Origin of the sequence: Exiguobacterium sp. s166, assembly GCF_018618855.1 — a bacterium.
Taxonomy (GTDB): domain Bacteria; phylum Bacillota; class Bacilli; order Exiguobacteriales; family Exiguobacteriaceae; genus Exiguobacterium_A.
Genome location: NZ_JACSMU010000006.1, coordinates 1 through 25,565, shown reverse-complemented (window position 1 = coordinate 25,565; position 25,565 = coordinate 1). Strand labels below are relative to the sequence as shown.

General features: G+C 46.1%; 27 protein-coding genes and 1 pseudogene. 11 read left to right on the top strand and 17 right to left on the bottom strand.

The window, feature by feature from the left end; all coding sequences use genetic code 11:
• Positions 1–291: 291 nt before the first annotated feature.
• Positions 292–2,388, bottom strand: coding sequence for a dynamin family protein (locus KNP93_RS12460; RefSeq protein WP_214855531.1), 2,097 nt, complete (start codon positions 2,386–2,388; stop codon positions 292–294).
• Between the two features lie 54 nt (positions 2,389–2,442).
• Complete coding sequence (locus KNP93_RS12455; RefSeq protein WP_214855529.1) at positions 2,443–3,039, bottom strand: helix-turn-helix domain-containing protein; 597 nt, start codon at positions 3,037–3,039, stop codon at positions 2,443–2,445.
• A 416-nt stretch (positions 3,040–3,455) separates the two neighbouring features.
• Between KNP93_RS12455 and KNP93_RS12450 the strand changes: the two genes are divergently transcribed.
• Positions 3,456–3,731: a hypothetical protein gene (locus KNP93_RS12450; RefSeq protein ID WP_214855527.1), complete on the top strand. Its 276-nt coding sequence runs from the start codon at positions 3,456–3,458 to the stop codon at positions 3,729–3,731.
• 163 nt (positions 3,732–3,894) lie between these two features.
• Here KNP93_RS12450 and KNP93_RS12445 read toward each other — a convergent pair whose 3' ends face one another.
• From KNP93_RS12445 to KNP93_RS12435, 3 genes are all read right to left on the bottom strand, one after another.
• On the bottom strand, positions 3,895–4,323 hold the full coding sequence (locus KNP93_RS12445; protein ID WP_214855526.1) for a hypothetical protein: 429 nt from the start codon (positions 4,321–4,323) through the stop codon (positions 3,895–3,897).
• Between the two features lie 89 nt (positions 4,324–4,412).
• Positions 4,413–6,737, bottom strand: a complete 2,325-nt coding sequence (locus tag KNP93_RS12440; protein ID WP_214855524.1) for a DEAD/DEAH box helicase family protein — start codon at positions 6,735–6,737, stop codon at positions 4,413–4,415.
• Positions 6,734–7,057, bottom strand: coding sequence for a nucleoside triphosphate pyrophosphohydrolase (locus KNP93_RS12435; protein ID WP_214855522.1), 324 nt, complete (start codon positions 7,055–7,057; stop codon positions 6,734–6,736). Before KNP93_RS12435 ends, KNP93_RS12440 begins: the two co-directional genes overlap by 4 nt.
• A 110-nt stretch (positions 7,058–7,167) precedes the next feature.
• On the opposite strand from KNP93_RS12435, the gene KNP93_RS12430 reads away from it, so the two are divergent.
• Complete coding sequence (locus KNP93_RS12430) at positions 7,168–7,557, top strand: RidA family protein (protein ID WP_088836150.1); 390 nt, start codon at positions 7,168–7,170, stop codon at positions 7,555–7,557.
• Positions 7,558–7,595: 38 nt separating this feature from the next.
• On the opposite strand, the gene KNP93_RS12425 is transcribed toward KNP93_RS12430, so the two are convergent.
• A complete protein-coding gene (locus KNP93_RS12425) occupies positions 7,596–7,973 on the bottom strand; it encodes a hypothetical protein (RefSeq protein ID WP_214855520.1) in 378 nt (125 codons plus the stop codon).
• Positions 7,970–8,350, bottom strand: a complete 381-nt coding sequence (locus KNP93_RS12420) for a hypothetical protein (protein WP_214855517.1) — start codon at positions 8,348–8,350, stop codon at positions 7,970–7,972. Before KNP93_RS12420 ends, KNP93_RS12425 begins: the two co-directional genes overlap by 4 nt.
• A gap of 146 nt (positions 8,351–8,496) precedes the next feature.
• On the opposite strand from KNP93_RS12420, the gene KNP93_RS12415 reads away from it, so the two are divergent.
• From KNP93_RS12415 to KNP93_RS12405, 3 genes are all read left to right on the top strand, one after another.
• Entirely contained in the window at positions 8,497–9,168 is a 672-nt protein-coding gene (locus KNP93_RS12415) for a Type 1 glutamine amidotransferase-like domain-containing protein (RefSeq protein ID WP_214855515.1), read from the top strand.
• On the top strand, positions 9,153–9,563 hold the full coding sequence (locus tag KNP93_RS12410) for an NUDIX hydrolase (protein WP_214855513.1): 411 nt from the start codon (positions 9,153–9,155) through the stop codon (positions 9,561–9,563). The genes KNP93_RS12415 and KNP93_RS12410 overlap by 16 nt, the downstream gene beginning before the upstream one ends.
• 233 nt (positions 9,564–9,796) lie before the next feature.
• Positions 9,797–10,789 (top strand): DNA/RNA non-specific endonuclease, encoded by a 993-nt coding sequence (locus KNP93_RS12405; protein ID WP_214855511.1) that lies wholly within the window; start codon positions 9,797–9,799, stop codon positions 10,787–10,789.
• Positions 10,790–10,838: 49 nt separating this feature from the next.
• On the opposite strand, the gene KNP93_RS12400 is transcribed toward KNP93_RS12405, so the two are convergent.
• Positions 10,839–11,927, bottom strand: a complete 1,089-nt coding sequence (locus tag KNP93_RS12400) for a GGDEF domain-containing protein (protein ID WP_214855509.1) — start codon at positions 11,925–11,927, stop codon at positions 10,839–10,841.
• Between the two features lie 157 nt (positions 11,928–12,084).
• Between KNP93_RS12400 and KNP93_RS12395 the strand changes: the two genes are divergently transcribed.
• Both KNP93_RS12395 and KNP93_RS12390 read left to right on the top strand, forming a co-directional pair.
• Complete coding sequence (locus KNP93_RS12395) at positions 12,085–12,270, top strand: hypothetical protein (protein ID WP_114596980.1); 186 nt, start codon at positions 12,085–12,087, stop codon at positions 12,268–12,270.
• A 117-nt stretch (positions 12,271–12,387) separates the two neighbouring features.
• Positions 12,388–14,043, top strand: a complete 1,656-nt coding sequence (locus tag KNP93_RS12390; protein WP_214855507.1) for a methyl-accepting chemotaxis protein — start codon at positions 12,388–12,390, stop codon at positions 14,041–14,043.
• A 44-nt stretch (positions 14,044–14,087) separates the two neighbouring features.
• Here the strand turns inward: KNP93_RS12390 and KNP93_RS12385 are convergent, their stop codons facing one another.
• Positions 14,088–14,612, bottom strand: coding sequence for an NUMOD4 domain-containing protein (locus KNP93_RS12385; RefSeq protein WP_214855505.1), 525 nt, complete (start codon positions 14,610–14,612; stop codon positions 14,088–14,090).
• Between the two features lie 138 nt (positions 14,613–14,750).
• Between KNP93_RS12385 and KNP93_RS12380 the strand changes: the two genes are divergently transcribed.
• Both KNP93_RS12380 and KNP93_RS12375 read left to right on the top strand, forming a co-directional pair.
• A complete protein-coding gene (locus KNP93_RS12380) occupies positions 14,751–15,335 on the top strand; it encodes a DEAD/DEAH box helicase family protein (RefSeq protein ID WP_214767194.1) in 585 nt (194 codons plus the stop codon).
• Positions 15,293–15,628, top strand: coding sequence for a hypothetical protein (locus tag KNP93_RS12375; RefSeq protein WP_251138812.1), 336 nt, complete (start codon positions 15,293–15,295; stop codon positions 15,626–15,628). The genes KNP93_RS12380 and KNP93_RS12375 overlap by 43 nt, the downstream gene beginning before the upstream one ends.
• A 64-nt stretch (positions 15,629–15,692) precedes the next feature.
• On the opposite strand, the gene KNP93_RS12370 is transcribed toward KNP93_RS12375, so the two are convergent.
• The 6 genes from KNP93_RS12370 to KNP93_RS12345 all read right to left on the bottom strand — a co-directional run bounded on the left by KNP93_RS12370 (position 15,693) and on the right by KNP93_RS12345 (position 21,321).
• Positions 15,693–16,019 (bottom strand): hypothetical protein, encoded by a 327-nt coding sequence (locus tag KNP93_RS12370; RefSeq protein WP_188005043.1) that lies wholly within the window; start codon positions 16,017–16,019, stop codon positions 15,693–15,695.
• Positions 16,016–17,071 (bottom strand): DNA alkylation repair protein, encoded by a 1,056-nt coding sequence (locus KNP93_RS12365; RefSeq protein ID WP_131973375.1) that lies wholly within the window; start codon positions 17,069–17,071, stop codon positions 16,016–16,018. The genes KNP93_RS12370 and KNP93_RS12365 overlap by 4 nt, the downstream gene beginning before the upstream one ends.
• Positions 17,068–18,123: a bifunctional transcriptional activator/DNA repair enzyme AdaA gene (locus KNP93_RS12360; RefSeq protein ID WP_370528981.1), complete on the bottom strand. Its 1,056-nt coding sequence runs from the start codon at positions 18,121–18,123 to the stop codon at positions 17,068–17,070. Before KNP93_RS12360 ends, KNP93_RS12365 begins: the two co-directional genes overlap by 4 nt.
• A 173-nt stretch (positions 18,124–18,296) precedes the next feature.
• On the bottom strand, positions 18,297–19,316 hold the full coding sequence (locus tag KNP93_RS12355; protein WP_214855502.1) for a copper resistance D family protein: 1,020 nt from the start codon (positions 19,314–19,316) through the stop codon (positions 18,297–18,299).
• The gene (locus tag KNP93_RS12350; protein ID WP_214855499.1) at positions 19,313–19,870 is read right to left on the bottom strand and encodes a copper resistance CopC family protein; all 558 of its coding nucleotides are present in this window, start codon (positions 19,868–19,870) and stop codon (positions 19,313–19,315) included. The genes KNP93_RS12355 and KNP93_RS12350 overlap by 4 nt, the downstream gene beginning before the upstream one ends.
• A gap of 71 nt (positions 19,871–19,941) precedes the next feature.
• Positions 19,942–21,321, bottom strand: coding sequence for a copper amine oxidase (locus KNP93_RS12345; RefSeq protein ID WP_214855496.1), 1,380 nt, complete (start codon positions 21,319–21,321; stop codon positions 19,942–19,944).
• Between the two features lie 258 nt (positions 21,322–21,579).
• On the opposite strand from KNP93_RS12345, the gene KNP93_RS12340 reads away from it, so the two are divergent.
• Complete coding sequence (locus KNP93_RS12340; protein WP_214855494.1) at positions 21,580–22,590, top strand: MSCRAMM family adhesin SdrC; 1,011 nt, start codon at positions 21,580–21,582, stop codon at positions 22,588–22,590.
• A 69-nt stretch (positions 22,591–22,659) separates the two neighbouring features.
• On the opposite strand, the gene KNP93_RS12335 is transcribed toward KNP93_RS12340, so the two are convergent.
• Both KNP93_RS12335 and KNP93_RS12330 read right to left on the bottom strand, forming a co-directional pair.
• A complete protein-coding gene (locus KNP93_RS12335; protein ID WP_131503303.1) occupies positions 22,660–23,145 on the bottom strand; it encodes a FixH family protein in 486 nt (161 codons plus the stop codon).
• Positions 23,138–24,517, bottom strand: coding sequence for a PepSY-associated TM helix domain-containing protein (locus KNP93_RS12330; protein WP_214855493.1), 1,380 nt, complete (start codon positions 24,515–24,517; stop codon positions 23,138–23,140). Before KNP93_RS12330 ends, KNP93_RS12335 begins: the two co-directional genes overlap by 8 nt.
• Before the next feature lie 488 nt (positions 24,518–25,005).
• Between KNP93_RS12330 and KNP93_RS12325 the strand changes: the two are divergent.
• Positions 25,006–25,565 (top strand): annotated as a pseudogene (locus tag KNP93_RS12325) (copper amine oxidase); the annotation flags it as partial.

The window sequence follows — 25,565 nt, the reverse complement described above, 5'->3', positions numbered from 1 at the left end:
AATCAGTAATATGTTCATTAAAATAGAAAAAACAACTTTTCTGACACGAAAAAAGAGCTCTCAATTTGGAGCTCTTTTTCTTTTAGAAATGGTATAGTTATCACATTTGGTGACTCAATTATTTGTATCGAGTAGCTTATAAGAACGCATAAGTACCTTTATTCGAATGCAATATTCGTACAGAAACATTGTTTTTGTTTTGCATTACACACTATAAGAACGAACAATACATAAAACTATCTTATCTTATTTTATGAATTATCAATTCATGATACACCTTTTTATTCTTAATCAAAGAGCAAGTTCAACTTGCTTTAAAAGTTTTTGATAAGTCTTTAACTCTTTAATTAAACGTTCAATCGAGTCTACATTTTTATTTTTAATGTCGGAGTGTAACTGTGCCACGTGTTCTTCCCACTTATGCTCTAGTTCATTCGCTGCCGTATCGAATCCTACTTTTGTTTCGTTCCAATAACGATCAATTTCCTGAGCATATTGTTCTTCAACACTTTCTTTTTCAAATGCCTGTATGATGCTTTTCGCTAGTTTTTCTTCCCAACCTGTTGCTGAAAGGACAGCAATAGTCGATACACCAACAAGAACTGCCATTCCGATACCAAGTGTCACTGGACCACCAATTGCTGCAACACCTGACATAATTCCGCTCATTCCACCCAAAACACCAATATTAAAGCCTGTACCTGCTAATAATCCTGCACCTTTCGCTACAAGGATGTAGCCACCTAGATTTCCCACTCCTGCTGCGTAAGCTGCCATTCCACCTAACGCAGCCGCTCCAGCCGCCCCACCAAGAAAAACATTTTTTACATCAAAGGCTAATTTCATTTCATTCGTCTGAGGGAATGATTTTTTGATATCCGTTTCGAAGTCTTCTAGATAATCTTGTACACCTTCTACGAAACTTTCTGTCCGGTCTAATAAAAGTATATTCAACTGACGTTGTAATTCATTCGACAAATAAGTAACAAGCTGTTCTTTTCCCTGATTGTCTTTTTTGAACGCGTTCTCTTTAATTACCTTTGCGATTACCTCTTTGTTCATTACATTCTGATAAACGTCCTCAAATTGAAGTTTACTTTCTCTACTTAACGTTTTAATCATTTGATTGACGTCTACACGTTTCTTCAATTGACGCTCATTTCGCAACGGTTCTTCCCCTTCAATTCTGTGTAATTCATCTTGAAGTATCTCACGCTTTGATAACAGAAGTTCTTGATTGATTAGTTCTTGTTCAGTCAAATCATATTGATCTTCTAGTAATTTTGAAACCATCTGAATCGATTGATACTTCATTCTTTCTGGTAAGTCGTCTAACAATGCCTGTAACTCATTTTCAAACTTCTGTTGTAACTTCTCATCATTTGTTGTGTAAGCATAAAAACGCTGACGTAATGCTGCTTTCGAGTGTACTCTACCCGATAACTCACTTCTATTTTTCCAATCACTTTCCGGTACAGAGTGATAGAATCGATCTGTTCCAGCATCTAAAATTCTTTCAAGCTTTTCTTGCTCTCCAATGATATGTGCTTGAGAAGCAAGAACGAATAAATTAGTGAATGCTTTTGCTTCATCATTTTCAACATCTGCTGATGACAGAGAGTCAAGTGTGTTCTTCAAGAAATTAATATCAGTTCCACGCATGAACGCATTAGATACAGACATGTAGACAATGACATCTGCAAGTCTCTGTGAGTGATGCGCAAACTGATCATCTGATTGACGGTCACCCGTACCGAATCCCGGAACATCTATAATATTGCAACTCTTTAAAATCGGACTTTCTAAATAGACAATCGCTGCTTGAATATTCCGTGTCAAAATTTCATGTGGTTGACGGATTGCATATTCTTTCAATAGATTCTCTCCACCCTTAGCAATCATATGTCTCTGAACATACTCTTCCTCATCCAGGCGGCTGACATCGAATCCATTTTCATCTCCACCGAAGATCAGAATTTCTTCTTCGAGGAAATGTGGCCGATCTTCAATATGTTTAATATAGATATTGACTGATGTAGTAGGTGACCAGTCCGAAGGAATTTTTTCTGTCTCTAATAATGTATTGATCAGGTGGCTTTTTCCTACATCCGACATACCTACAATCGCTAACTTTGGTTTAACCAAAGATTTTCGGACTAGATTTTCTAATGTATCTATGCGACTTTCTATTTCTACACTCCACTTTGAAGTCTGTTTTGATTTTTCAATGAGGTGCAGCAAGTGATTTCTTAATTGTTCAGATGAATTTGATTGGTTTTCTTTATTCGCTACTGCATCTTTTAACGTGTTTACTCCAGCACTTGTTGCATTAGTTACTAACTTTGTCATTTGTTGAAGTCGATTTGTGATTTTTTTTGAATTAAACATTCCTATCACCTCTTAATTTTTTATTCTCACGTTAGATGGATTTCACATCAATCATTACCACATATCGTAGTCTGGATCTTCTCCCTTTTCGATTTCCTCCCCAAACTCAAGAACACTTAATTCATTTAGATTGAATATCGCTAACATACGTTTGTGATCATCTTGTAGTTTTTTTTCCGCGGTCTCCTTAATTAGTTTAGCCTTATCAAGATCCCACTTAATTTCCCCACCATACTTTTTCAAAATAGCAGTAGCTCCTTCGGCAATATTCCCCTTCGGAAGAGATGTCCAAATTGTTCCGATGTTTGGTATCAACTTGCTTAAAGCCATTGTCGTCACACGCTTCAATCCACTGATGGTCGTTCCGGAGCTGGAAGCTATATTTTTTAAAAAAATACCCATATCTTTTTCTCTTTCATACTCATCCGGATTAATACATTCTGTTTCCTTTAGACGTTTTAAGATCTCATACGAAACAGAACTAAAAAATGCATATCCTAAAGCCTTTGTCATTTTGGTTGGATCTTGCTCGATTTTTACAATAGTAGGCCTACTTACTCCCATCATCTTTGCTAACTCTTCTTGTGTAATCCCTAGTATCTGACGAATTTCCGCCATCTGATTTCCAATTGATAATAAATAGTTGTTCAATTTCATCACCTCTAATAATTATTATAACTCCAAGTAAAAATAAGCACAAAAAAAATAATAAAAAACATTTTGTAAAAATATTGACATTAAGTAAATTTGGTTATATATTGTTAACAAGAAGTCATCACATATCTTACGAAAGGAGGTAAAGTTTTATGAATCCTAATTTTGCTAAGCTTTTAAAATCAATGGTTAGTATCGCTTCAACAAGCCTTATCTACATTATCAATAAAAAATTCGACGGTCCGACAAATTAAAAAAATGATGGAGGTAAAATCATGCAAAATAATTTAATCAAGCAGGCCTTATTGGCAGCAGTCCCACTAGTCGTTTCAAAAATTAATCAGCTGATTGATCGTCATACAAAATAATTAAAATGAAACTCAAATATACTAACTATAAAGGAGCGATTTATTATGTTAAATAAAAAAAATGAGCTTGCAGGAAAAACTACAGAGTTTTTCGTTAAACAAGTACCGTCACTGGTCAAAATGCTTCATGATCACTTAATCTTAGAAGAAGATTTTAAAAATCAATCATTCAAAATGAAGTTAGCACATCAATTAACAGAAACTACTATGAAGCATTTCCTTCCAAGTTCTTTAAAGACAGAGAGCCAGGCTTTAACCGATTTACTCATGAAGGTACGATTCAATAAAAAAACGACAATCGATGAATCGACTAACATTTAAAAGTTCGTTCTAACAGAAATAACGATACATCTGTACGGTCTTCTTACCCGTTCAGATGTATCGTTATTTCCTTGTATATTTATACTACTGTTAATTTATCGTTCTCATAACTACAAAAAGACTATTTCCACAGAAGTGATATTAATCTTAATCACATTTAGATTTATACATGTTCTACAGTTTTAACGACTTCCCCACTCACATAAAACTTCTCATCATTTCCTCGAACCTTAATATGATCTTCCCAAATATAAAATCTCCATTTTTCATCTTTTGAATAATCCAAAATCATATCCGCTGTCATTAAACGTCTCAAATTTTTGAATTCTACAAAATACACTTTGTTACCTTCAATTCGAACGGCCATGATCGCCATATCTGCACCATCCAAAATTTCAACTTGCTTCGTCGACAAGTCAAACCAACCGTGCTCTTGATTGTGCAGTTTCGTTTCTGGTGTACATAAGACTACTAATTTGTCATTACGCGTTGTTCCTTCGTACATGATTTTCTTTTGTTTCATGATTGTAAGTGCACAATCGTATCTTTCGCTAATCATTTTAACAACAGTTTCTTTTTCTGGTATCGACATCTATAAAACTCCCCGTCACGTTTAGTGAATTATTTTATTAAAAATCAAATATATATTACTATGTTATCATTTTTACTAACTTTATTAGCCTAGCTTGAAAAATAACTTTCAATTCGAAAATGAACGATGTCCGTTATCCATTTCATTAATATCCTATTGGTGGTTTTAAGGTCCTTTTGGATATATAACGTTTTCTGATCTTCCGTCGTTTCAAACGGATATCCCATCTTCGGAAACGGCTGTTGCTTCAGCAATGCCACTATTTTGGATTCATTGTATCCATTCTCAAAAACCTTTCCTTGCGCATCCTTCACTTCCCGGTACTTTTCCGCATGCAAATACTCATAAAAAAACGGCGCCACTTCTTCAGCCGTAATCGGCTCCATCCAACGTTCTTCTCCGCGCTCGAGCATCGCCAACAACACAACCATCTTATAGCTCCGGTTCATCATCGTTTTTTCAACCTGTTCAATCAGTTCACGGTTAGCATCGTAAGTCTCTACTTCTTCATCCGTCAATTCACCTTGTTCCTTTAAAAAGCCGACGTACGAGCCCCACTCTTGTTTGTAACCCGTTGGCACGACTGTCAGTTGTCCGATCTCAACGTAAGTCGGACGACGTCCAAGATCAAGCTTTAATTGTTCGTAACTCTCAATCAAACGTAATTTACGCTGATTCGGCTGACGCATCCGATGAATGATATTCAGTGCTTGTGTATCGAACTCGATGATGCATCCCTTTGGTGGGGTAATCGGCTCCTTATCTCCCCGCTTAAGCTTGTCTTTTACTGTTCCAAGTAACATCAGCTTCGTTTCGACATTTTTATAGTTGCCGATCAAATCGATGATGACACAATGTGATTTCTCATTCGCTAAACGTAAGCCTCGTCCGATTTGCTGCGTGTAGATTGCAATCGATTCCGTCGGCCGGCAAAACAGTAACGTATCGACTTTCGGAATATCGACTCCTTCATTAAACAAATCGACCGTAAAGACGATCTCTAACGCTCCCTGTTCAAACTCTTGGATCCGCTCCCATCGATTGAAGGTCTGTCCGGTCAAGGCAATCGCCTGGTGGCCCATTTCCCGGAATGTCTGTGCTAAGTATTCGGCTTGGCGGATCGACGAACAAAAGCCGATCGTCTTCGTCTGCCGGTGCTTCGCCCAGGCGGCATAGATGTTTTCTGAGACTGCCCGATCAATCTGCGCCTGTTCCAGTTCCATCGCATCATATTTCCGCCCCATCCGCCGTAGTTGCGAATAGTCGATGAGGTCATGAATCCCGTAATAATGGAATGGAGTCAGAAATCCTTCGTTGATCGCTGACGTGAAGTGCATTTGAAAGGCAACGTGATTGTCGCACAGTGCATAGACGTCCGCTCCGTCCATCCGGTCCGGCGTCGCTGTCAGTCCCAGCAAAAATTGGGGTTCGAAATGCGCCAGGACCTTTTGATAACTTTTAGCTGCTGCGTGATGAAACTCATCGATGATGATCAAATCAAAATAATCTTGTGCGAACCGTTCAAGATGACGGTTTTGGGATAACGTCTGGACTGAGCCAAACAGCACGTCCGTCCGTTCATCGTTCGTGCGGTCTGATCCGATATAAAAAGCCGTCTGCCAATTGGGCTCGACCTTTTGAAACGAACGTTCCGCTTGTTCCAGCAACTCGCGTTGATGTGCGAGGAACAGAATCCGCTTAAAACCACGCGCAAAAAACGCACTGAGATACGTTTTCCCAAGACCGGTTGCAAGTACGGTCAAAGCACGGTTCCGTCCTTCTTCCATCGTTTCCTGAAGTGCACGTAATGCTTCCTCCTGCACCCGGTGTGGCAGAATCTCATCGGACGTGACGAGCTGTTGCTCCGCATAGTCAACTTCCGCTTCTGCGACATATTGCCGTGCGTCATGTTCCTGCCGGTACGCTTCGAGGACAATCGGATTCAGGTCTTGAGCTGCATCACTTAAATAAAGATCCATGAATGCCTCAATCGCATCATCCAAGATATGCGGTGCGACGGCTTGCGGCAAATGGAGATTCCACTCGACACCGGTTCGGAACGCACTTTTGGAGATATTCGATGAGCCGACAATCGACAGACCGGTCTCCGCATTGCGGAACAGATAAGCTTTCGGATGAAACGCCCGTCCGCCGGAGCGATAAAACCGGATCGACAGACCGTCCAGTTCCAATAATTCTGCCAACGCCTCCGGGTCCGTAATATGTAAGTAGTCGCCAATCAAAAAATGAACATCAGCGCCCCGTTCGACGGAGCGACGTAACGCCGGTAACAACAGTTCGACACCCGAGCGGTGTGCGAAGGCGGCGACGATATAGACTTCATCAGCTTGGTCAATGGCATCGACCAACGACGCATACAGGTCGTGCGTCGTCAGTTTTGCTGCCGGAATCAATCTTCGACCTCAATCAGATACAGCTTGTCATCAAAGCCGCCCCGCTTATCGTGTTTCGTCAGCCGGATTGCTTCCAGTTGTTCCGGTGTCGTCCCGTGCGTCCGGGCCAGCGCGTGAACCAGCTCCAATAAGTCGGCCAATTCTTCGACCGCTTCTTCGGTTGTAGTTGCTTCTTCGTATTCGGCTATTTCTTCGTGCAACTTCCGTTTCGCTTCGACGAGGAATTCTTCTTCGTTAAGTGTCCGGAACGTTGCTTTTTTTCCGTTCCGAGCAATGATAGTTGGAATCTGATCCCGGACTAATTTATGATAAAGAGGCATTGGATTCACTCCTTGTAAGTATGGTGATGGTGTTTTAAAAATTATCCTATAGTTCAAGGCAGATAGCACGTTCTACATACGATTTATTTTAAATTAGAGGAGGAGTTTTCATGAGTTCATTCCAGAAAATCGAAACAACTAACGCACCTGCTGCAATCGGTCCTTATTCGCAAGGTTTCATCGCCAACGGTACGTTATACGCTTCCGGTCAAATCCCGATCAATCCCGCAACAGGTGAAATGGTCGTCGGTGGCATTACGGAACAGACGGAGCAGGTCATGAAAAACGTTGATGCCATCTTAAAAGAAGCTGGTCTGACACCGGATCGTGTCGTCAAGACGACGTGTTACTTAACGAGCATGGATCATTTTGCTGCGTTTAATGATATCTACTCCGATTACTTTGCTCCGCACAACCATTTCCCGGCACGATCTTGTATCGCCGTCAAAGAGTTGCCGAAAGGTGCTTTGGTTGAGGTTGAGATTTTAGGGTTAGTTTAATGATTTGGAACACGTCACTTTTAGTGGCGTGTTTTTCATTATGTCATCTGCTTCTTCATCCGTTGTTTTTCTTTAGATATTGCGACCAAAATAGCAATCAACTGCGGAATGAGCATTAAGAGGCTGACTAGCAGGATGAGTTGATCGGCAGTTAACGGTTTGAAGTAACCGTCCCAGCCAAAAGTGTCCATCTGACCTGCAAAGTATATCGATACGAAATAGGACACGATATTACCGGCAATCACAAACAGCAGATGACCCCACCGCTGACCGATGAAAGCAAGCATGGTAAATCCAATGAGTAACGCGACATAACCAAGTAACGTTCCTGTTTTAAAGTCTTCGAGCAATGCCAAATAGGCGAACGGAATACTGTATCCCGCTAAGACAACGAGTCCAATCCACCACTTCTTCACCTGATTTCCTCCTCGCGTATCTCAAACTGACGGTACAACCAATCTCGAAGCAGTTCCCAGCCGTCCGGGTACGCATTACTACCTTGAGACGTTCTGTTCCTGTCTGATTCGCTCCAACGGATTTCCCAGTGTGTCCCGTCGAGAATCAACCATTCCGTCGTATAGACCTGTTCCCAGTGGATGACGTCCGCCTGACGAAAACGTTGTTCCAGCTCCGTTTGCTCCGACTGCGACAGGATACGACTCTGTTCACTTTTTTCTTTGTTCCTCATGTCTTCCAACCGTAGTTCTCGTGTCGCTTTTGTCCATAAAAATGTTTGTTCCTCACCCATGCCGGATTCCCGGTACATCATTCGCTCCAGTTGTATGGTCTCCATCTCATGTCACTCCTTTTCGAACTCTCCCTAGTATTCCCAGTATAATTCATTTTCCGTTTTCTACCTATCCCAAAAAAGATTAAGGTACCTTTGTTTTGAATTTTCTTTTAGGATAAAAGAATGATTTTAGCAAGGAGGTAGCATTCATGATCAATCAACAGCTTTTTTTATTTGGCGGCGGTCCCCCGTTTACATCCGGACTCTGTAAAACGTTCGTCTCATGTTTGAACGGGACAGGACCGATTGTATTACTCTATGTCCCGCGTGCCGGCTCGTCCTGGGCAGATTATGCCCGGATTTATACGGATGCGTTAACAGCATGTGGTGCGGCAGATTTTTTCCACCTGCCGTTATCGAATAGTCCGACAGACGAACAACTTGCCCAGCTTGCAGCAAGTGCCGGTATCGTCATCTCGGGCGGTGAAACGGAGCGTTACCAACAGTTCATCGTCGACACGCCAATCGGCACCCTCATTCAGGAACGCTATCAACAGGGTATTCCGGTTGCCGGATTTTCCGCTGGTGCCTTACTGACACCGGACGAATGCCGGATTCCTGCGATTGATCAACGGGACGGCAACGCACTTGTCTTGAACGGGCTCGGACTGCTTACGTATGCTGTAGTTTCCGTCCATTACGACGCGTGGCAGGAAGAGGCAAACTTACGGCAAGCGTTCCGTTCAACAAACAGCGCCTTCGGTTACGGCTTACCGGAACGAGCCGGGATTCATCTGAAGAACAATCAACTGGTCCAACAGGAAGGACCTTCACCCGTCCTCCTGCAAAGAAAGGAAGAGATGTCATGCCGACCATCGTAACTGCCGTCAAAGGAATCGTTCAATACGGCACTCACAGTTTAATTGTTCAACGCGCCGCTGCCGACTCCGGTGGCGGAACGTGGGAATGTCCGGGGGGAAAAATCGATTTCGGTGAGCTGCCGGAAGACAGCCTGATTCGGGAAATCCAGGAAGAGACAGGGTTAATGATCACCGTCGATCGAATTGCGTATGCTTCGAGTCTCATGACACATCCGGACCGCCAAGTCATTTTGCTGGTCTACTTCTGCACCGCTACGACCCGGACCGTCGAATTGTCCGACGAGCACGACGCCTACATCTGGGCAGATGAATCGACACTGCGCCAACAGATTGCACCCAATATCCTCGCTGATTTTGAACGGTATCAGATTTTCCCGCAATTGATTTCCTCTTAAAAACAGTTATTCCTATAGAACTGCGCGATTTTAATTCGAGTCACCGGCTCGGACACGTCACTTTTGAGTGGCGTGTTTTTTTGTTGTAAAATAACCGTCTCTTGAAAGACTATTTTTGATAAATTACCTGACACTATCTATATCATCTAGTTAGATATTTAAAATCAGCTTGTATTCAGGATAAAAGATTCCTAAAATGAACAAGTATGTCATGTCATTTAAGGAGTCTACCTATGAAACTATCCTTTACTTACTTTGCGTTACCACTGGCTACCCTTCTCTTAACGGGATGTGCCGGTGAAGAAACAGCTTCGCAAGAACCGAAGACCGAACAATCAACCATTCAGAAGGATTCACCGAAGCAGGCAGAAACAGAAACCAAATCGGTCAAATCAGACCAAACGTCTGAGAAACCCGTTACGAAAAAACCGGCGAAAACTGAAACAGTCACTGCTGAGGCAACAGCCAAGTCTTCGAAGAACTCCGTTTTTTCCGGCTATACAAAACTGAACGTCGACGGGGGCGACCTGTCCGGTGACCGGGAACCGAATGCTGTCGTCAATATCGGATTCGGGGACCGGAAATATTGGGCCTTTACGAACGAACATGCCCAACTCGTTAAAGTGATTGCGAAAAAAATCATTTTACAAAATGATACCGAGGAAACGACGTCATCCGGTCGCTATTATTCGGACGAAGCGAAGGTTCCGGGTGTCGAGAGCCCGCAGCTTGATGAAGGTCATGTCATTGCCGATTCGCTTGGCGGAGTCTCGAACGCCTATAACATCACGCCGCAGGACAGTACCCTCAACCGGCACGGGGATCAGGCCTATATGGAAAACAATATCCGCAAAGCCGGTGACGTAACGGACTTCGAAGCGACCATTACGTATCCCGATACGACGACACAAATCCCGTCGCATTATCACTATACGTATACGCTACGAGGAAATAAAATCGTCGACGACTTCGACAACGTCAATCCAGATGAAGTCAATGCCGAACTCGGTCTGACTGAAGACAAAGAAGAACCGACACAAGCCCCTGCCGATCCGGAACCAGCTTCCGACACAACGGGTGACGTCTCAACCGTCGACACCGACGGCAACGGACAAGTTACAATCCAAGAGGCGAAGGACGCCGGTTTCGCTATGCCGATTACAGATGACCATTGGCTCTATCCGTACATGCGGGACAATGACCATGACGGCATGGTCGGTGAATAATTCTTAGCTCAGCACAAACAGGCGGACTCCGAGGAGCCCGCCTGTTTGTTTAGTTTTCTTCGCTATGCGCGACGACCTTATTCCGTCCCGTCTGTTTCGCTTGATACAATGCCTGATCGGCTTTTTGAACGACTTCAAACGATGTGTCCGCCTGATCCGACGATGCTGCACCAATCGATAACGTGACATGAAACGCCGGATACGTACTGAAGACAAAATGCTGATCGGCACAGGCCAAACGGATTGTTTCGCCAAGCCGAACGGCTTCTTTAAGCGGTGTGTCCGGTAACAGGACAACAAACTCTTCGCCGCCGTAACGTCCCACAACGGCTTCGTCGGGACTACAGTGTTGCAACAGATGACTCAGTTGACGCAAGACGACGTCACCCCCGTCATGTCCGTACGTATCGTTCACCGATTTAAAAAAGTCGATGTCGACAATCAGAACGGAAAACGCAAATCCATGTTTGTCATAGTGAGACAGTGTCTCATCCAGTTTCCGCCGGTTGGAAAGATTTGTCAGGCCATCCGTCAAAGCAAGTTCCTGTTGCATCTGAACGAACTGGAAATGTTTCCGTAGTTCCTGCAGGAAACGATACGTCACGTAGCCGCCCAATAACATGAAAATGATGTAGACCAAGGCGATTTCAAGAAACCGGTTAAACGTCTCCGTTAATAGATAAAGAGCAGGTAAACTGTAGCCAATCCCAATACCGATCAAGACTAAATAATCTTTGAGTGTATGCGACGCAAATCGACGGTAAATGCTTGCCGTGATAAGTAAAGCGATACAAATTAAACCGGTCAGGAGCAACCCTTCGTAAGCCCCCGGCGGCGTAACGGCAAACCGGGCGCCAATAATCGCGAGCGTCGTAATGCCGCCACTGACCCACCCCCCGTAATAAAACGCCGTGACAAGCGCGACAAGCCGTAAATCAATTTTGGCGCCATCATACGTAATGCTGTTGAGGACAAGCAATACACTGATAAATCCGGCAATGAATCCGACCAAAATACGAAGCTTGACCGGTGAAGCCGGTGAAATTCGTTTGACATGGCGTAATGGTAAAAAGGCAAATAACAGTGAGGTGATCAATAACGAAAAATTTAACAGAAACTGATTAAACTGACTCAACATGCTGTACGCTCCTTACGTAAAACAAATTCCTTATACGTTATAGTTCTTTATCGGACTGTTTCTTACCTGTTTCAAGTAGCTTAACAGGTTTCCATTTTTTTCATCAGGGAATCACTTCAAAGAGACCGTTTCTACTTCATAAGGGGGTAATCGCATCATGGATATGAAAGAGGAAAAAAAGAAAAGCAAGATGCCGTTCTTCGTCATTCTTGTCATTATCATTTTTGTCGCCGTCGCCGCTGCCCTGATTATTTATGTCACGTCAGAACCAAAAGAAGAAACACAACAGCTCCTGCAGATGACGACCAGTTTCGTCTCGACTTACCTGCCGCATGCCAGCTGACAGTGGACATCCTCGGATGTCCTTTTTTGTGCGCTGAACCTTTACAAGAATGCTACGTTGCCTTCATAAATTATGCCTCATTCCTTTCCGATAGGAAGCATGGAGGCGATAAAACAAATGAAGCAACCTACACAGAAAAAAAGACTCTTGGCCCAACAATTAAACAACTGGCTGATCCCGATCGTCGCGGCGGGACTGTTACTGATCAGTGCTTTAAGCGTTGAAGAACTCTACCGCGCATCGACGAAGTCCGTCAGCGAACGGCTTGAACGCGAAATGACAATGCTTGATGCCAATATCCGCTCCATCTACTTGGCGTATCCGGAAGATGAACAGGAACGGACACGCGCCATCAAACGATTAAAAAATCAACAGCTCGCCGATATGGCACGGGACGAGTACGATGCGGCCATTCAGTCGCTCGCAACTAAAAACGTAGCTATCCAACCGTTGGCGTTGACGGCACAACAAAAAAAAGACGTGACGCAACAATTGAAGCAAACACGGGTGACGACGTTTACGAGCAACGACCGGTTCGTTCTCGCCATGTCGATTCCGGAAGTAAATGATGTCCTATTCTTATCGGTCGATCAGGAACGGTTGGTCGCACCTGCCAAGGCACTGGCCTTGAAGCTCGGACTTCTCGGAATTGTCGTCCTCTCTTTTGTCAGTCTGTTGATTCGTGCCCGAATCAAAAAACAACTGGCTCCGCTGTCGGTCTTGTCCTTAAAGATTGAAGAGGCATATGCACGGCGGACCTATCAGCCGATCAGCATCAAAACGACGACGTTTGAATTACAGCAATTGACGTTTCAATACAACCAACTGATGCAGCAAGTCGGGAACTTGACGCAAGAAATCGCAATTGCGAGCGAACGACTGGAGGCAACTCAACCCGGTTTTTCGTCCCAACTCGCATCGATTGATGAATCTATCGTTGACGTCCATCAAGTGGCGACGTCGTTGACGGACCAGTCGACGCAGATGGAACAAATCATCACGGAATCCGGGCAACTGTTGACGACCTCGATTGAAGCACTCGCGACGATGGACGAGTCGATCCAAACGAGCCATCAACGGGTCAGCTCCTTTAATGACGAAGCGACGACGAGTCATCGAATCCTCGACTCATTGCAACAGGATACAACGTTATTACGGACCCTGTCTGTCAACACGTCACAGTCACTGGAAGAAGCGACCGAACGCAATCAACAAATGCATGCCTCGATCCGCTACATCCAACAGGTGGCGGAAGCGACACGCCGCTTATCGCTGAATGCCTTGATTGAAGCAACACGAGCAGGCGAAGAAGGGCGCGGTTTCGTCATCGTCGCCAAGGAAGTCGAGTCACTTGCGCTCGACATCAAACGAAGTATCGATCACATCAACCAGGCGAACCGGGATTTGACGGCCAGCATCGGGCAGATCGAACAAGATGTTGTCCAGATGACGACCCAAATCGAGACGACACACGAACAGCTTGAACAGAGCACCCGACGGATTGCTTCCGTCCTTGATCATGCCCAACAGATTGAAGCCGCGCTCGTCCAGGTCGAGACGGACCGTACGCTCGTCTATTCGGTACAGCCGCAGATTCGGCAACACTTCCAACTGATTGAAACGATTCTGCTTGAGCTGACCCACTACAGCCAATCACTCGAAGCAAATATTCAGGCCAACATTACCCGGCAACAGGAACTGAAACAGCACGGTCACATCATCGGTGAACAAATTGAGTCTCTTAACAGGACGATTGTCGGTCCGTCCCAGTAAAGACGAACAGACCCCGTGCCAAAAGCACAGGGTCTGTTTTTTGTTTAACTAATATACTGGGCTTCCTTCTTATCGATGATGTTACGGATCCGGTTTTCCGTCATCTGATACGCCATCGCTAACCGGCGAATCGACTGTCCTGCTTGATAGCGGTAGCGAATGTCCCGAATCTGCCGCGGCGACAATTCGATATGTTGCGTCAATAACAAGTCGAACTCGTCGAGGAGCGACGCATACGCTTGACTCACAGACGGTTTGACGGTCAGATTATCGATCTGATCGTTTAGACGATCACCGTCCGCCCGGATAATCCGGTCGTGCACGGCCTCGGAATCGAGAAACGCCTTGGCGACAAGCTCGGCAACATAAAACCGTTCTCCCCGTCCTTGTTTGTACAACGTCACTTTCCGGTAGCCTTCCTGATTGATCCGCGGTCGCAAGACAACGCCATGTCGCCGTTGTTTAACACCACGACTCGTCTCGATGATCCGGTCGAGCGAGCGGACATTCCCCGCTGTTGAAACTTGATACATCCCTTCATAACCGTCTACCATCTTCCAGTGTTCCATATAATCAATGACCTCCATTCGGTCGAAAAAACAGCAACATTTCCTATTGCCATTATATCATTTTACGAACAAACGTTCTAATAGGAACACTCCGGATTTCTGTGCTAGTATTAACAAAAAAAGGAAGAGGTGTCAGGGATGAAGTTTGTGATGTTACTTGGTCCGCAAGCCGTCGGCAAGATGACGATTGGTCAGGAACTCGAACAAAAAACGAGCATGAAATTATTCCATAACCATCAGACGATTGACCTGTTGCATCCGTACTTTGACTTTACGAAGCCGGCGCACCATAAGCTGAAGGACTTGATCCGGCGGGAGATGTTTAAAGAGATGGCCGTCAGTGATCTCGAAGGGGTGATCTTTACATTTTTGTGCCTGTTCGGCGTCGAAGGCGGAGGTATCGAATTCATCGAAAAGACCGTTCAACTGTTTGAAGAAGCCGGTGCCGAGGTCTTCATCATTGAACTTGAAGCTGCCCTGTCGACCCGTCTTGCCCGGAATCAGACGGAAAACCGCTTACTACATAAGTTTACGAAACGGGATATTGCCGCGTCGGAAGCGAACTTGCTCGAAACAGCTGAACAATACCGGACGCACTCACTCCCGGGAGAGTTGCCGTATCCGAATTACTTAAGGCTCGATACCGAGGGACGATCAGCCGCCGATAGTGCCGACGCCATTTGCCGACACTTCAACTGGTCGACACGTTTGGTCGAACAATGACCCAGTCCAAGCAGACGTATTTGCCGGTTTTCTTGACGCTTGGTTTGCTTCTGTTCAATATTCTGACTTCCTACCTGCTGAGTGGACGGTTTTTCCCGAATCTCAGCCTGTGGGTACCGATCGGACTCAACCTCCTGGTCGGAATCGGATACATCGTTTCACTGGTGCTTGGGCTTCGATCGGAGAACAGCTACGTCAAATGGTTTAGCATCTTAGCGAACATTGCCTTTTTACTGTCGTTATCCGTCATCACCTTTTTGCTGTTACTCGCAAACGGGATTTCAGAACCTTAATCTGAATACAAAAAATCGTCTCATCAGAAGCGCGTTTTTTGATGAGACGATTCTTTTTTATCGTTTAATGCGTCAAGTCACGCCGAAAAACCGGTCCGTCCGCATAAAATTCATTTTGGAGCCATACCTCCGCTTCTCCATCCCGTCCGGTCACGAACGGCAACAACAGCGTCCGCGCCAGATACGAAAGGATGACCGTCAATGCTTCTTCGATGTATCCGGCTCGATCGGTCGGATCAATTGCGTCGTAACTGAGTTGCTGACCGGTTAATTGAATCAGAGCAACCTGTTCGTTCTCTCTTTTCTTCAGTACCCAGATACATCCGTCGGCAGTATCCGTAGCTGTAATCGATAACCGGGATGTCGTAAAGTCCGGATGGCGACCGTTCATGTTGTTTCCTCCTTCGTGACATCAAACTCCGTCGTCGCATAGGCTTCTCCGTTAATTAAAATCGTTAATTGATGTGTTCCCGGATAATGAACGCGCGTCGTCAAGTTCCGGAACGACTGCCGTTTCGCAAACGTCTCCCGTCCCGTCACCTGCCGTTCGCTGATCCGGAAGACTTTTTGACTCGTCCCCCGTTTTTTGACGTAGTCGATCACATATTCAATCCGCAGCACTTGCGGTTCGGTCGTCGTCACGTGAAAGGAAAAAGCCAGTTCTCCGCCAATTGCCAGTGTCGGTGTGACCGTCAGTTCGTCGACCGTCACAGTTCCCCGCGTAACGAGTCCAAAGGCTTTTAAGACATCCCGGTGGCCTTGTTTCAACAGAGTTCGTGACGCGTGGCGTAAAATCCAGTCCGTATGCGGATGCGTTCCAAGCCGCTCCAATCGTTCAATGACGAGTTCCGGATGAGTCTTCGCGATATCATTCAAGTGATTGGCAACACTTTTCCGGACATATAACGCATCGTCTTCGAGCAGTGCATCGAGAATCGGCAAGACCGGTCGAGGATCCGCAATCAGCGATGGAATCATCTGCCCCCACGGTAAACGCGGACGGGTTCCTTCTGACGCCAAGCGCCGGATGTGCTCGTCATTCGATTGACTCCATTGCGTCGCGACCTCTAAAAATCGTTTTTGATCCGCCAGCAGAAAACGGCGGACAGCGAATTCCGATGTCGAGTGCCGGGTCAACCGTTCCAGTGCTAACATTGCCCGGTCCCAGGCGTCACCCGGCGCATAGACTTCGATATAGTCCGGAAAAACGATGCCCGGCAACCCCGGAAACTCCAGGGCAATCGTTTCGAGGTGCGTCGCCGCCTGCTCAAAGTCAGCCGGTAAATAACGGTTAAGCTCAGTCGCAATCCGGCGGACCCGTTGTTTAAACGCCAGCTCCTCCCAGTCCCCTTGTTGAACGACGTCTTTAAAGTCCGGTGCCTGCACCGCTTTCCCCAATCGATTCAGCCAGTCATCCGTAAACACATCTTTAATCAAACTCATACGTGATTCAATCCTCTCTTCGTCCGTTCTAATTTTAATAAGGCCGCTTTTCGTGCCAAGCCGCCGGCATATCCACCGAGATCTCCGGTCAGACGAATCACCCGGTGACAGGGAATCAAAATCGCCAGTTGATTGGCGCCGTTTGCCCGGGCGACAGCACGGACAGCAGCCGGATTTCCGACGCGGACGGCAAGTTCCTGATAGGAAATCGTCTCACCCGTAGGAATCTGTTGCAACTGTTCCCAGACCTGTCTCTGAAACGGCGTCCCGTACAAAACAAGCGGAAGGTCGAACCGGTCACGTTCGCCGGCAAAATATGCTTCCAGTTGAACTGTTACCTGCTCGAAGATTGGCGCTTCACCGGGAACGATTACAGCACGGGCTGCCAGTCGCAATCGTTCCACTTCACGTTCGAGTCCGCGACGATCGACAAACTCGAGTAAGTGCAGTCCTTGTTCGTCGGCAATCGCCAGCATCGGTCCGAGCGGCGTGTCGAGCCATTTTGCCTGCAGATATGCTCCGCTCCACCGTTTAGGAGTTGCCCCTAGAATACGGGCAAAGGCATCGCGGAAGCCGCTGCTTGATTCATAACCACTCGCCAACTGGGCTTCGATGACCGGTTGTCCTTTGCGGATTTCCTTCATCGCCAGTCCCATCCGGCGGGAACGGGCATATTCAACGAACGTCATCCCGAACCGTTTCTTAAACTGCCGCCGGGCGGTCGAGGCATCAAGTCCCAGTTCCCGGAAGTCGGCATCTTTGAACCGTTTCTCAGGATTGGCTTCGACGGCTGCAATCAGCCGGGTGATGACGTCACTGTCCCCCGGGTAAGCGAGCGGTTTACAGCGTAAACACGGCCGGTACGAGGCGAGTAATGCCTCTTTCGCCGTCTCAAAAAATTCGCAGTTCTGTTGCTTCGGTTTCCGTGCCGGACAAGTCGGCCGGCAAAAAATTCCCGTCGTCTTGACCCCGACAAAAAATGTCCCCTCGTACGAGGCATCACGACGGACGAGCGCTTCATAATAATCCGTTTCCGGTAAGGTATTCATCACGTGTCCCTCCCCTTCTTTTCCTCAGTATACCGAGTTTCCACTCCTGCATGTCGCCGAAAATCAGGCATGGATATTTTCTTCAGAAAAACTATCTTTTAATTTTTAAAATGATCGCTCTGTCACTTCTCCGGACGCAACAAAGCCACCATTTCCGGATTCCGAAGGTGACTGTGCTAAAGCGTATATAACAATCCGATATAGATGAGACTGACGCCAAGAAGACTGAACAGACTGCCGAGCAGGAACGGCAGGCGTTTCTGATAGGCCAACAGCAACAGTCCGATACTTCCATCACCTGTTAAGAGAAGAACGATGTTCGACCAAAGAATCGGCTTGACTGCTCCAAGAGTGTTCAGATCCGGCGGTTCCAGATTACTCAGGGTCGCTGTCGCAAAAAAGATACAACCGAGAATCAGACTCTCAAAACGCAGACCACGCCGCGGATCAAAGGCCGGTTCCTTCTGTAACCACCGTTTGACGAGTGTCCCGTTAATGAATGCATAACCAAGCAAAGGAATTAACAACAGGTGTTTCCACAGCAAGGCCTGGCCATACGGGACGTTCCAGGCATTGCGGTACTCGCTTAACGGAACGCTTTGACGCATCAGGAAAAATCCGGTCACGATGACACCAAAAAATGTCAGTTGGGCGAACGGACTGAACCAGCGCAAAAACGATAACCAGTGTTTGGAATCCCGGGCACACCAACCGATGACGACCACGATACCCGTCCAAAATGCCATTAAACTAAAATGACCGCCCTGTAGCAACAATCCGTATAGACCCTGTTTGGCAGCTGCATGACTCGTCCCTGCGATTCCGAGGAATAGCGGAATCGTCAGCAGAAGCAGGAACCAGCGGATCGCCGGACGAATCCGTGCCGTCAGAATCAGAATTGCGGCACACAATGCCGTAAAGTAGACGAGTAAAAAATACGTACCGATCCGGACATCAAACAGACTCGCCCGTAATGCTTCACGGAATGATAAGTCCATTTCCTGCTGAAAATAAGAAACTACACGCCACAACGGAAGGACCGAACCGACTACGATGCTGACGAGAGCGGCACACGCAAGACCGTCTAATTGACCGATTGTCGGTTTCTTATCTTCCGCCACAAACAGAAGCAGCAGCCGCCCTGCCCAAAGTGCCCCGCCGATATAAATGAGCAGTTCACTGATGATGCCACTCATGATCGTTTTTGACGACGGAGCAGGAAGAACGTGATGACGATTGCGAGTACAAGGACTGCCACAATCCAGGGTAAGAAGGTCGGGAACAATCCCGGTTCGACGGTTTCGGCCGATTCGGTCGGAACGATGCTTGCTTGTTGCGGTTCCACTTTTGCCGCTTCCGCATCTTGACCTTCAGTAGCATCGCTTGACGCAACGGCTGCTTTTACGTTGAAACGAATCGTGCCTTCGACCGGATGTCCGTCTTCCGAAATCAATTTCCAGCGGATGAGATATGTTCCGTTCTCAAGTTTTTGTTGAACGACCGCACTCCATTCATTGCCGATGATCAGGGGCTTCTCAAGTAAAACTACGTCACCTTGAACTGTTTTCAGTTCGACCGTACTGGTTTTCTCGATCGCCGTATCGAAATTCAAACGAATTTTCGTTAAGTCCCCTTTGATGACTTCGCCTTCTGCAGGATTTGAATTCTTTAGACTCGTGTGAGCCGAGACCGAAAACGGCTGAACGACGGATAAGACCAGAATAAACAGTACAAGCCATTTGACCTTCATCGTAAACTCCTCCTTCAAGCGTAAAATGTGTAGAAAAAGACCCGCTGTTTCCAGCGGGTTCGGTTGTCCGATTATTGTTGTGAGCGACGTCCACGAAGTCCGAAGAATCCGAGGATCGAAGCGGCTGCGATTCCAAGTAATGACCAAAGGATGCCGTTTGATGTGGATGATTGTGATTCAGCCGTTCCACCAAGACCGGTGTTCGGCATACCGGCCGGTGCGCCTTTAAATTTATCCGGGAACTGATCGACGATTGCCGTCGCTGTTCCTTCACCGACACCGTACATGTGACCGTAGGCTTCACGGATCGCCGGGTACGTTTTGTCGTAGTCTTTTTCATTGTAGCTGTTAAAGGCCAGTAACAATTGATCGATGTGGACCTTCAGTCCTTCTTCCAAGTCTTTTGATTTCAAACGCCCTTCTGTAGCGGCATCAAGGAAAGCAGCTTGTTCGACACGGTATTCATCCAGTTCTTTTACGGCCATGTCACGTGCCTGATCATCTTTCGCACCTGTCGCTTTCACGTAATCTACAAAGTAGCCGATGTGACTCGACCAGATTTTCTTGAATTGTTGGGCGGCTTCACTGCCATAGACCGAGCCGATTGAAGCTGATAAATCTTCTGTATTTTCATTTAATGCACCTGCTGCCGCATCAAAGTCCTTCGCACCGTCGATTCCTTTTTGCATCGCGAGGACGGCGAGTGCCGCATGTTCCGAGAAGTTCCGGTTCAGTCCGGCACGGAGGTCAGCAGCCGGTGTATCGACTTTTGTATTTTTGAATTTATCCGGATACTGCGTAACGATGGCGCCCGATAATCCTTCTCCGACCATGTACATATGCTCGATCGCTTTTCGCATGTTGCTGTAGGCGGCGTCATAATCACCGGCGACGTAACTGTCGAATGAGGTCAACAATTGCGTAATGTGGACTTTTAATCCGGCTTCCAAATCTGCTGCTTTTAAGCGTCCTTCTGTTGCTTTATCAAGGAAAGCGGCCTGTTCAACGCGGTACTCATCCAGTTCTTTTAATGCTTTTTGTTTAGCATCCTCATCTTTGGCGCCTGTTGCTTTCACGTAATCCACGAAATAGCCGATATGACTTGACCAAATCTTTTTGAACGCTTCGCCGGCTTCATCTCCGTAGACGGATCCGACTGCTGCCGATAAATCATCTGTATTTTGATTTAACGCAGCGGCTGCTTGATCAAAATCTTTTTTGCCGTCAATGCCTTTTTGCATGGTGACGACTGCTAAATACGCATGTTCAGATAAAAGTTGATCGAGCGTCGCTCGCAAATCCGATGCGGGAGACGAGACATCTAGCGATACTTTGCCCGAGCTGTGGGACATCTTGCTATGATCTTCATGACCATGGGCACTGACGCCTGCTGCTGGAATCAATAATGCGGCACTGAGTGGGACGGCGAGATACGACTTTTTCATCTTCATCTTATGAACACCCCTTTGTTTTTTTGAACTACACATAGATAACGTAAGCAGTTCACAAATAGTTTTATTTTTTTACATTTTTTATTTAAAATATTTTTCCCGGAAAAATGTAAGGCGTTTTGACAGCTCCTCTCTTTAACTATTTTGTTTTTTACTGACTCGTTTTTCGAAAGTGCGTCCTTATGTTAGAACAATTTGATTAAACTCTTCTTAAGATCGCTTTTTAAACTATTTTTCATCAGGAACAGGAGTGAACGTATGAAACGAATCATCATTGGAGCGTTACTCGCCTCCGTCTGTCTCTCCCAGTCGGTCGTATCGGTCGACGCCAAGACAAAACCAAAGAAAAAGGCAGTGACTCAAGTCGATCGGGATCAAAACAAGATTCCGGATTCCTGGCAGCGTAAGCATCATTTAGGGTATGGAAAAACCGTAGCGACGGCTGATCGTGACCGTGATCGGCTGACCAATCTCCAAGAGTATCAATTGCAGTTGAATCCGACCAAAAAAGACACAGACGATGACCGGCTGGCTGACGGGCAAGAAGATGCGGACCGTGATCGCGTGACGAATCAACAGGAGTATCTTGCCAAGCTTAATCCCTTGAAAAAAGATACGGATCAAGACGGGATTTCCGATGCGGCAGAAGATCAAGATGCTGACAGCCTGACGACGAAAGAAGAATTTATTGTCGGCACACAACCGATCCAAGCTGATTCTGATCGGGATGGTCTAAAGGACGGGGAAGAAGATCGAGACAAAGATCAACTGAATAACGAGGACGAATTCGAACTGGGATCAGATCCGACGCATGCCGACAGTGATCATGACGGTGTTCGCGATGGTCAGGAAGATGCAGATCAGGACGGCATCCAAAACAGTCAGGAAATCAAACGAATAATGATCAAGTTGACTGATACGAACAAACAAAAATTCGAATGGCGCTACAGCAGTGAACATCGCCGGAACGAATTACGCGTCAAGGATGAAATCGGCATCAAAGATAGTGCCACTTTACGCGAACGGTTAACGCTTACTGCCTCGATGACAAAAGAAGAACTTTTAGTACAGGTCACTCAAGCCTTACAGCTTCAGACGCCCATCAAAAGTCTTCAAGTCGAAGTCAAATTCATGAATGGACACGAAATGGAATCAGAAGATGAATCCTCGGATGATGATGGACAATCAGATGATTCTGGAGATGACGACGAGTCGGATGATTCAGACGATCAAGGGGATGACCACGGACCTCATGGAGATGATGATTAATTTAATCCATTGCACATGAAAACAGGACGACGGATTTTTATCCATCGTCCTGTTTTGCTGTCTTATTTTTTAATGATGATGCCCACTGCTTCCACCGGCAGGTTTGGCACCGCCCTGTAAGATTTTTAAATCGTTGGCGGACAGTTGACCGACAATGAATTGTTGTGTCGGCATAATCATCGCACCGTTACTGCTGGCATGAACCTTGATGTAATACAGACCTTCCTTTGGCAATTTCTTCTCAATCGAATAAACTCCCGGTTTCGTTTCATCTGCCGGTTCCATACTGTACTGAAGTGTTCCATCTGCTTTCCAGATTTCAAAATGGACATACTCCGCTTCTTTAACTGCTTTTTGATTCTGCCAAAGTGTCGCTCCGAATCGGTACTGTTTCTCCTGATCGGCTTTCAGTACTTTCGGCATTTCAAATTTTACCGATAAAGGGATGGCAACAGCGTATTGCTGGGCCGCGTCCGATGTGACCGCACACCCTGCAAGACCGCTACTTGTCACAATCAGTCCACTTAGTAAAATGCCTTTGATTGACTTACGCATTCAAAAACCTCCTTACAGCCGGAATCCGTCGGATGATGAAGAAATCGGCCAGCCAGACAACGATTAACGACAGACCGACCAGCGGGAACAGTATGCCAAGCGCAATCAAAACGAGAATAAACCACTTGATTGATTTCGCCGGCGGTCCTTTTGGTGCGCCCATCCCTTTGCCCGGTTTCCGTTTCAACCATAAATAGAATCCGCTGACCGCGACGAGGATGATTCCGAGACAAATCGCTAAACTGATCAATTGATTGATCAGACCAAATTCCGTTCCTTTGTGCAAAGTAATCCCGAGCGCAACCGCTTTACCGACAAGACCATAGTTATCAAAACGATAATCTGCCAAGACGGCTCCGGAATATTGATCAAGGTGGATTGTGGCTTCCTTTTCTGCTTTCGCAGGATACGCCGACAGCGTATAGACGCCTGTCGGATCACTTGGAATACTGATGGCATAACTTGGATCCATACCTTTTTGTTTCGCAATCGACACGATATCGTCAATCGACGCCGGTAAAAGCCCTTCGACGTTTGATTTCGGCACGTCGAGTGTTTCGGCTGCCCATGGGACTTCTGCGACATCTTTTGTTTGAACAGCTGACACCGGTGCCTCGCCTCCCCAAATGGATGGCGGATAACCAAGCCCTTGGTTTGTAGCGACAGATTGAAAACTCGTCCCCCAAAAACCGGACCACGGCAATCCCGTCAAAATCAGGAATAACATCCCGGCTGTAATCCAAAATGCCGGTACAGCATGCAAATCACGCCGGAAGATTTTTTTCCCTTGGCGCAGTCGTGGAATCAAGACACCGGACCACCCTGTTGATTTTTTACGCGGGAACCACAAAAATAGCCCCGTTACGATTAAGACAATCGCCCAACAGGCAACAAGTTCGACAATCCGATCCCCAATCGTCCCGGCCATCAGTTCGCCGTGGATTTCTTCGATTTTATTCATGATCCGGTCATCATCCGCCAGTTCACCGATGATTTTCCCTGTATACGGATTGATGAAGACCGTCGACGAGGCCTCTGCCGTCGCAATCTTCACTTCACTCGACCGCGCATCGGTTTCTCCGGGACGGTACTTCGTAATACTTGCGTCCGGATAGTTTGCTTTGACAGCATTGATTTGTGCCGTCGCTGAAATCCGGTTTTCTTGCGGTGTCACTTCATAATACTTCTGATATAAAACATTCTCGATTTGTGGTTTGAATAAGTAAATCGATCCCGTCACGGCAAGCATGACGAGAAATGGTGCAAAAATCAGTCCGGCATAAAAATGCCAGCGCCAAACCGTCCGGTAAAATGATGACGCGGAACGGTTTTCCGTTTTTTGTTCTGTTCCCCTCGTCTCGAGTTGATTCATGTTTAATCCCCGCTTCTCCGTTAAGTAGATGTTCTCATGACAGTATGTAGGATGAGTTATGATGGCACACGTGTTGTCATGAGTCTGCTGTCTTATTCTACGTTTTCTTTTCTCTCCCCACTCCTTCAGTGATTTCAGTTTGCCGTACATCCGCGAAAAATATGTCCAGCTTGTGAACGCTCATTAAGTATAAGCGGTTACACAATTCCCAGACCGCTGACACTATGGCGATTTTTTGCCAATCCGGTGATATCTCTGCGTGTTAATTAAGTAGTTGATTCGTTAAATTCCACACAATGATTTCGTACATATAATAGGAAAACACTTAGTTTCTTTGCAAGTTAGTTAAATGATTTTGAATTTTTTTCATATTTTTTAATCTTTTTTAAATCCAATTCCAATCCGGGCGCGTATGCTGTTCAGAACGATGCAGACAACAACTACCAAATATACAAAAACAACACCCAAATTTGAGAGGATGAGACAAGATGAAAAACACGAAAAAATTCGCAGCAACAGCAATGGCAGCAGCACTCGTATTACCCGGAACGGCAGCATTCGCTTCCGGTGGCGGAGACGACATGAAACATGAGGAGAGCGCGAAGAACGTCACGGTCAAAACAAAAGCCGCTGACCTCCGTGCGACACTCGATCAGTTACTCTCTGAGCACTTTGTGCTTGCCGTCATGGACATGAAAAAACAATATGACGGATCAAAAGATGCGAAGTATTATGAAGCAGCACTTAAACAGAACGCACTCGACATGACACCGGCGATTGCTTCTGTCTACGGCGACGAAGGCGCAAAACAATTCGAAAAAATCTTCGTTGATCACAACAAATACACAACGGATCTCGTCAAAGCCGTGAAAGCGGACGACCAGGACGGCATCAACGCGTCAAAAGTGGAAACAGAAGAGTTCGTCCAGGATCTCTCGAGCTTCCTTGATACAGCAACAGAAGGTAAACTGCCGAAGGCAGCAGCGGAAGAAGTCCTCCGTGCCCATGAAGCCGACGTCTATAAAACATTCCAACAATATGCAGCCGG

What these genes read in the sequence shown, in the direction of transcription:
- KNP93_RS12460 (WP_214855531.1), bottom strand. Translation starts at nt 2,388, where the DNA reads ATGTTTAATTCAAAAAAAATCACAAATCGACTTCAACAAATGACAAAG.
- KNP93_RS12450 (WP_214855527.1), top strand. Translation starts at nt 3,456, where the DNA reads ATGTTAAATAAAAAAAATGAGCTTGCAGGAAAAACTACAGAGTTTTTC.
- KNP93_RS12445 (WP_214855526.1), bottom strand. Translation starts at nt 4,323, where the DNA reads ATGTCGATACCAGAAAAAGAAACTGTTGTTAAAATGATTAGCGAAAGA.
- KNP93_RS12435 (WP_214855522.1), bottom strand. Translation starts at nt 7,057, where the DNA reads ATGCCTCTTTATCATAAATTAGTCCGGGATCAGATTCCAACTATCATT.
- KNP93_RS12430 (WP_088836150.1), top strand. Translation starts at nt 7,168, where the DNA reads ATGAGTTCATTCCAGAAAATCGAAACAACTAACGCACCTGCTGCAATC.
- KNP93_RS12420 (WP_214855517.1), bottom strand. Translation starts at nt 8,350, where the DNA reads ATGGAGACCATACAACTGGAGCGAATGATGTACCGGGAATCCGGCATG.
- KNP93_RS12415 (WP_214855515.1), top strand. Translation starts at nt 8,497, where the DNA reads ATGATCAATCAACAGCTTTTTTTATTTGGCGGCGGTCCCCCGTTTACA.
- KNP93_RS12410 (WP_214855513.1), top strand. Translation starts at nt 9,153, where the DNA reads ATGCCGACCATCGTAACTGCCGTCAAAGGAATCGTTCAATACGGCACT.
- KNP93_RS12405 (WP_214855511.1), top strand. Translation starts at nt 9,797, where the DNA reads ATGAAACTATCCTTTACTTACTTTGCGTTACCACTGGCTACCCTTCTC.
- KNP93_RS12400 (WP_214855509.1), bottom strand. Translation starts at nt 11,927, where the DNA reads ATGTTGAGTCAGTTTAATCAGTTTCTGTTAAATTTTTCGTTATTGATC.
- KNP93_RS12395 (WP_114596980.1), top strand. Translation starts at nt 12,085, where the DNA reads ATGGATATGAAAGAGGAAAAAAAGAAAAGCAAGATGCCGTTCTTCGTC.
- KNP93_RS12390 (WP_214855507.1), top strand. Translation starts at nt 12,388, where the DNA reads ATGAAGCAACCTACACAGAAAAAAAGACTCTTGGCCCAACAATTAAAC.
- KNP93_RS12385 (WP_214855505.1), bottom strand. Translation starts at nt 14,612, where the DNA reads ATGGAACACTGGAAGATGGTAGACGGTTATGAAGGGATGTATCAAGTT.
- KNP93_RS12380 (WP_214767194.1), top strand. Translation starts at nt 14,751, where the DNA reads ATGAAGTTTGTGATGTTACTTGGTCCGCAAGCCGTCGGCAAGATGACG.
- KNP93_RS12370 (WP_188005043.1), bottom strand. Translation starts at nt 16,019, where the DNA reads ATGAACGGTCGCCATCCGGACTTTACGACATCCCGGTTATCGATTACA.
- KNP93_RS12365 (WP_131973375.1), bottom strand. Translation starts at nt 17,071, where the DNA reads ATGAGTTTGATTAAAGATGTGTTTACGGATGACTGGCTGAATCGATTG.
- KNP93_RS12355 (WP_214855502.1), bottom strand. Translation starts at nt 19,316, where the DNA reads ATGAGTGGCATCATCAGTGAACTGCTCATTTATATCGGCGGGGCACTT.
- KNP93_RS12350 (WP_214855499.1), bottom strand. Translation starts at nt 19,870, where the DNA reads ATGAAGGTCAAATGGCTTGTACTGTTTATTCTGGTCTTATCCGTCGTT.
- KNP93_RS12345 (WP_214855496.1), bottom strand. Translation starts at nt 21,321, where the DNA reads ATGAAGATGAAAAAGTCGTATCTCGCCGTCCCACTCAGTGCCGCATTA.
- KNP93_RS12340 (WP_214855494.1), top strand. Translation starts at nt 21,580, where the DNA reads ATGAAACGAATCATCATTGGAGCGTTACTCGCCTCCGTCTGTCTCTCC.
- KNP93_RS12335 (WP_131503303.1), bottom strand. Translation starts at nt 23,145, where the DNA reads ATGCGTAAGTCAATCAAAGGCATTTTACTAAGTGGACTGATTGTGACA.
- KNP93_RS12330 (WP_214855493.1), bottom strand. Translation starts at nt 24,517, where the DNA reads ATGAATCAACTCGAGACGAGGGGAACAGAACAAAAAACGGAAAACCGT.